Source organism: uncultured Boseongicola sp. (genome assembly GCF_937988555.1).
Lineage (GTDB): Bacteria > Pseudomonadota > Alphaproteobacteria > Rhodobacterales > Rhodobacteraceae > Boseongicola.
In genome coordinates, this window is sequence record NZ_CALJXO010000325.1 from 1 (window position 1) to 5,583 (window position 5,583).

Consider the following 5,583-nt stretch of genomic DNA (forward strand, 5'->3'; position numbering starts at 1 on the left):
GTAAGATGTCGCTTCGCTGACGCAAGGTGATCCGTCGGGGGCGTTGCCCTCGGAGTTATCAAGAATAAAGGGCAGGGCAGTGCTGGGAATAAAGTGGGCTTTGACCGGGGTTGCGATGCTGGTTCTGGCGGCCTGTGGAAGGTACGGGCCGACTGATATTGCACCAGCCGAGGTCGCGCGGCTAGAGGCAGGACTTTTGGCGCTTGGGCCTGACGTCGACCCCGAAGAAGCGGCGCGTGCTGCCAGAATTGCTTTTGCTTATACGGCTGTTTTAGCGCAAGAATACGGAATTACCGACCCGCCCTTGGTCCATAACACCAAGGTCAATATGGGGCTCCGGCCACGCGGCCTTTGCTGGCATTGGGCCGAAGATCTTGAGAACCGTCTTCTTGCCGAGGATTTCCAGACACTGGACGTGAAACGCGCGATTGCAAATTCGGAAAGTGACTGGCTGATCGATCATTCGACTGCGCTTTTGACCCCAAATGGTGGCGCGCTTAACGATGCGATGGTCTTGGATCCCTGGCGTTTTGGTGGGCGGCTTTTCTGGGACACAGTGCAAGAAGACACGCGGTATGACTGGATACCGCAAGAAGTTGTTCATGCCCGTTGGCGCGCTGAGATCGCGTCTGGAACGCGTGAATCTCTGCCTGTAGGCGCCACGCTTCAATAATGCCAAACGCCGATAAAACCGTCGCGAGACACGCGTCCAAACCGTTGCGCAGTTAAGCGCATTCAGGCATCAACCGATGAGCAAATATAAGGGGCGTAGACATGGCATTCGGCAAGGGGCATCACCTGCATCTGATCGACGGTTCCGCCTTCATCTTCCGCGCCTACCACGCATTGCCGCCGCTGACGCGCAAATCGGACGGGCTTCCGGTGGGGGCTGTGTCGGGTTTTGTGAACATGTTGTGGAAGACGGTTCAGGACAACAAGGGCCCGGATGCACCGACCCATGCGGCAGTAGTTTTTGACAAAGGCAGCCATACGTTTCGCAATGATCTCTATGACTTATACAAAGCGAACCGCGAAGCGATGCCCGAGGATTTGCGCCCGCAAATACCGCTAACCCGCGATGCAACGCGCGCCTTCAACATTGCCTGTCTTGAACAGGAAGGGTTTGAAGCGGACGACATCATAGCGACGTTGGCGTGCAAGGCGCGGGATGCGGGGGCCCGCGTGACCATCGTGTCGTCTGACAAGGACCTTATGCAATTGGTTGGTGGCGGTGTCGAAATGTTCGATGCTATGAAGAATGCCCGTATTGACAGCGATGGCGTGGTGGCAAAGTTTGGGGTCACGCCGGATAAGGTGATTGATGTGCAGGCTTTGGCTGGCGACAGCGTCGACAATGTGCCGGGTGCACCTGGGATCGGCGTCAAAACAGCGGCTCTTTTAATAAATGAATACGGTACTTTAGAAGCGCTTCTTGAACGCGCGGAAGAGATTAAGCAACCAAAGCGTCGCCAAACCCTAATTGACAACGTCGACCAGATCCTGCTTTCCAAAACGCTTGTGACGCTCGACTGCGAGATGGACCTTGATTATGCTCTAGAAACGCTTGAGGTGAAGGAGCCGGTCGTCGAAGATCTGCTGGGGTTTCTCAGCGCCATGGAATTCCGAACAACAACACGGCGCATCGCCGAGGCATTGAACGTGGAAGTCCCGGTGATCCCCGAAATCGAGGGCACTGTGTCCGCTGATACCGCGATGCCTGCGGCTGTGCCGTTCGATGTCACAGGCTATACGAAAGTGAACGATTTTAAGGTATTGGAAACATGGATCGCGCAGGCGCGTTCGCGCGGCTATGTGGCTGTTGATACCGAAACCACTTCGTTGAACGAAATGGTTGCTGAACTTGTCGGCGTATCGCTGTGCATCGAGGCAGGGCAGGCGTGCTACATTCCGCTGACCCATAAGGCGTCCCCGGTGGACGATCTGTTTGGATCCAATGAACTGGCTGAGGGTCAGTTGGATCTTGAGGAAACACTTAAGATACTGAAGCCGCTGCTGGAAGACCCTTCGATTCTGAAAATCGGTCAGAACATGAAGTACGACACCAAGATTTTTGCGCGCTACGGAGTCAATGTTGCTCCGATCGATGACACCATGCTGATGTCTTATGCGATGTACGCAGGGCTTCACAATCATGGCATGGGTCAGCTTTCCGAGAGCTACCTTGAACACCATCCCATTGAGATTAAAACACTTCTTGGTTCCGGCAAGTCACAGATCACCTTTGATCGTGTCGGTGTGGATGACGCGGTGAAATACGCCGCCGAAGACGCCGACATCACGTTGCGCTTGTGGCAGTTGTTCAAGCCGGAACTACACAAAAAACAGGTGACGACTGTCTATGAGACGCTAGAGCGGCCGTTGATCCCGGTGCTTGCGGAAATGGAAATGACAGGCATCAAAGTTGACCGTGAGGTCCTGTCGAAGATGTCGAACGCTTTCGCACAGAAAATGGCGCAGTTGGAGGACGAAATTCATGCGCTTGTTGGTCATAGTTTTAATGTCGGAAGCCCCGCACAAGTCGGCGAAATTCTATTTGAAAACATGGGGCTGCCGGGCGGCAAAAAAGGCAAGTCCGGCAAGTATTCGACGCCTGCTGATGTGCTTGAGGATCTTGCCACCGAACATGATTTGCCCGGGAGAGTGCTTGATTGGCGGCAAGTTCAAAAGCTGAAATCAACCTACACTGATGCTTTGCAGGATCACATTAACACCGACACTGGTCGTGTTCATACATCCTACTCGATCGCGGGGGCCAATACAGGGCGCCTCGCTTCGACCGATCCCAACCTACAAAACATTCCTGTGCGCTCGGAAGAAGGCAGGCGCATTCGTGAGGCGTTTATCGCCACTCCGGGTCATGTGCTGGTGAGCCTTGATTACAGCCAGATTGAGCTTCGCATTCTTGCACACATCGCCGAAATTGACGCCCTGAAGCAAGCCTTCCTTGAGGGGCAGGACATCCATGCTGCCACCGCGTCCGAGATGTTCAATGTGCCGCTAGCCGAGATGACACCTGACGTGCGCCGTCAGGCAAAAGCGATCAATTTTGGCGTGATCTACGGTATTTCCGGCTTTGGTCTGGCGCGCAACCTGCGCATCCCGCGCGACGAGGCACAGGGCTTTATTGATCGATATTTCGAGCGTTTTCCCGGCATTAGAACCTATATGGACGACACGGTCGCCTTCGCAAAAGAACACAACTACGTCCTGACGCTGTTTGGGCGCAAAATCAACACGCCCGAGATCAATAATCGTGGTCCGCACGCAGGTTTTGCCAAACGTGCCGCGATCAATGCGCCTATTCAGGGAACGGCCGCAGATGTGATCCGACGCGCCATGATCCGTATGCCTGACGCCATTGCGAAACTACCCGCCAAGATGCTTCTTCAGGTCCATGATGAATTGCTGTTCGAGGTCGAGGAAAGTGCTGCCGATGATCTCATTGCGATTGCAAAAGGCGTCATGGAAAATGCCTCGATGCCAGCCATTGATCTAGCGGTACCGTTGACGGTCGATGCGGGCCGGGGGACCAATTGGGCCGAGGCACATTAAGCCTTGTTAGCGCGACATTCCAAAAAATGACGTAATCTTCGGATATTTCCCATTGTTGCAGGCTGCCAAAGGCGGCGTAATGCAAGAGAACTAAGTAAGTGAGCCATATGACCGACGACTATTCTCCCGAGCGCGCCTTGCAAGAAAGCGTTGCTAGCCTGGCTCCGATTTTGCAGCCCGGCACGTTCGTTTACTGTTCGATGCTGCATAATGCGGATTCGGGCGACGCCATGGCCGTTGCGCGCGCGTTCTTCATAGAAGATCAGGGCGTTTCCCTGATCATCCCACGTACCGAGGCCGTGCGCCTTGGCCTGATTTTCGATCTGACACTGCGCCAGATCACCCTGTTCGCAAACATCCCACCTGACGTAATCGGGGTTACACGCGCCGTGCTTCGAACGCTGGAAAAGCGTGAAATACCAGCCAATGTCGTGTCAGCGGCCCACAGTGATCACATCTTCGTGCCTGCGCGCCGCGCCGATGAAGCGGTCGAAGCTTTGCGCAGCTTGCAAAAGCGCGCCTCAGACAAGCTGGTATAACCGAAAGCTGACCACGAGGGCGCAGCATTTGTTGCGCTTGGCCGCTTTCGCGCTTTCCCATCCTGCACAGGTCTTTTAAGACATTGGCCATTCCGCCAACGACCTTTTGAGGCCGACCCCATGACCGAGCCCGCCATCACCCAAGACCTCATTGCCGCCCATGGCCTTACGCCCGACGAATACGCCAGTATTCTCAGCATACTGGAGCGGGCCCCGACGTTCACAGAACTTGGTATATTCTCGGCCATGTGGAACGAACACTGTTCGTATAAGTCGTCAAAAAAATGGCTGCGCACCTTGCCGACGGAAGGCCCTCAAGTCATCTGCGGGCCCGGTGAAAACGCGGGCATTGTCGATATCGGCGATGGACAAGCCGTTGTTTTCAAAATGGAAAGCCATAACCACCCAAGTTATATCGAACCTTACCAAGGGGCTGCAACCGGTGTCGGCGGCATTCTGCGCGACGTCTTCACCATGGGCGCGCGCCCTATCGCTGCAATGAACTCGCTGTCTTTTGGCGAGATCAGCCATCCCAAGACAAAACGCCTTGTTGCGGGCGTTGTCGAAGGCGTCGGCGGGTATGGAAACCCATTCGGAGTACCGACGATTGGCGGCGAAGTTCGTTTTCACCGCGCCTACAATGGCAACTGCCTTGTGAACGCATTCGCCGCAGGTCTGGCTGACGCCGACAAAATCTTCTATTCGGCAGCATCAGGCATCGGCATGCCCGTCGTCTATCTAGGCGCAAAAACCGGACGCGACGGCGTGGGGGGCGCAACCATGGCATCGGCCGAGTTTGACGATACAATCGAAGAAAAACGCCCCACGGTCCAGGTCGGCGACCCATTTACCGAAAAGCGCCTGCTTGAAGCAACTCTGGAACTTATGGCGTCTGGTGCGGTTATTTCCATTCAAGACATGGGCGCGGCAGGCCTGACCTGTTCGGCCGTTGAAATGGGTGACAAGGGCCAGCTGGGCATCAAGTTGAATCTCAACCTCGTGCCCGTGCGCGAACAGGCGATGACCGCCTATGAAATGATGCTGTCCGAAAGCCAGGAGCGGATGCTAATGGTCCTGAAACCGGAGAAAGAGACTGAAGCAAAAGCCATTTTCGACAAGTGGGACCTCGATTTTGCGATTGTCGGCGAAACCATCGCCGAAGACCGCTTTCTGATCATCCACAACGAAATGGTCATGGCGGATTTGCCGCTGTCAAAGCTCGCATCAACCGCTCCGGAATATGATCGCCCATGGATCGAAACACCGGCGGCAACGGCTTTGTCAGACACCCCGCAAATTGATCCGATCGAAGGCCTTACCGCACTGATCACCTCGCCAAACTACGCGCGCAAACACTGGGTTTGGGAGCAATACGACAGTCAGGTCATGGCCGACACAGTTCAGGCGCCGGGCCTTGGCGCGGGCATCGTCCGTGTGCACGGTACCGAAAAGATGTTGGCCTTCACATCCG

General features: G+C 55.2%; 4 protein-coding genes. All 4 read left to right on the forward strand.

Going from position 1 to position 5,583, the window contains the following annotated elements:
• Positions 1-79: 79 nt before the first annotated feature.
• Positions 80-673 carry a hypothetical protein gene (locus Q1B15_RS19505; RefSeq protein ID WP_299756996.1) on the forward strand — a complete coding sequence of 198 codons (594 nt, stop codon included), beginning with the start codon at positions 80-82 and terminating at the stop codon, positions 671-673.
• Positions 674-774: 101 nt separating this feature from the next.
• Entirely contained in the window at positions 775-3,573 is a 2,799-nt protein-coding gene (polA, locus tag Q1B15_RS19510; RefSeq protein ID WP_299756998.1) for a DNA polymerase I, read from the forward strand.
• A 107-nt stretch (positions 3,574-3,680) separates the two neighbouring features.
• Positions 3,681-4,112, forward strand: a complete 432-nt coding sequence (locus Q1B15_RS19515; RefSeq protein WP_299757000.1) for an ACT domain-containing protein — start codon at positions 3,681-3,683, stop codon at positions 4,110-4,112.
• A 120-nt stretch (positions 4,113-4,232) separates the two neighbouring features.
• Positions 4,233-5,583: phosphoribosylformylglycinamidine synthase subunit PurL (purL, locus tag Q1B15_RS19520; protein WP_299757003.1), on the forward strand; the 1,351-nt coding region annotated here is incomplete at its 3' end.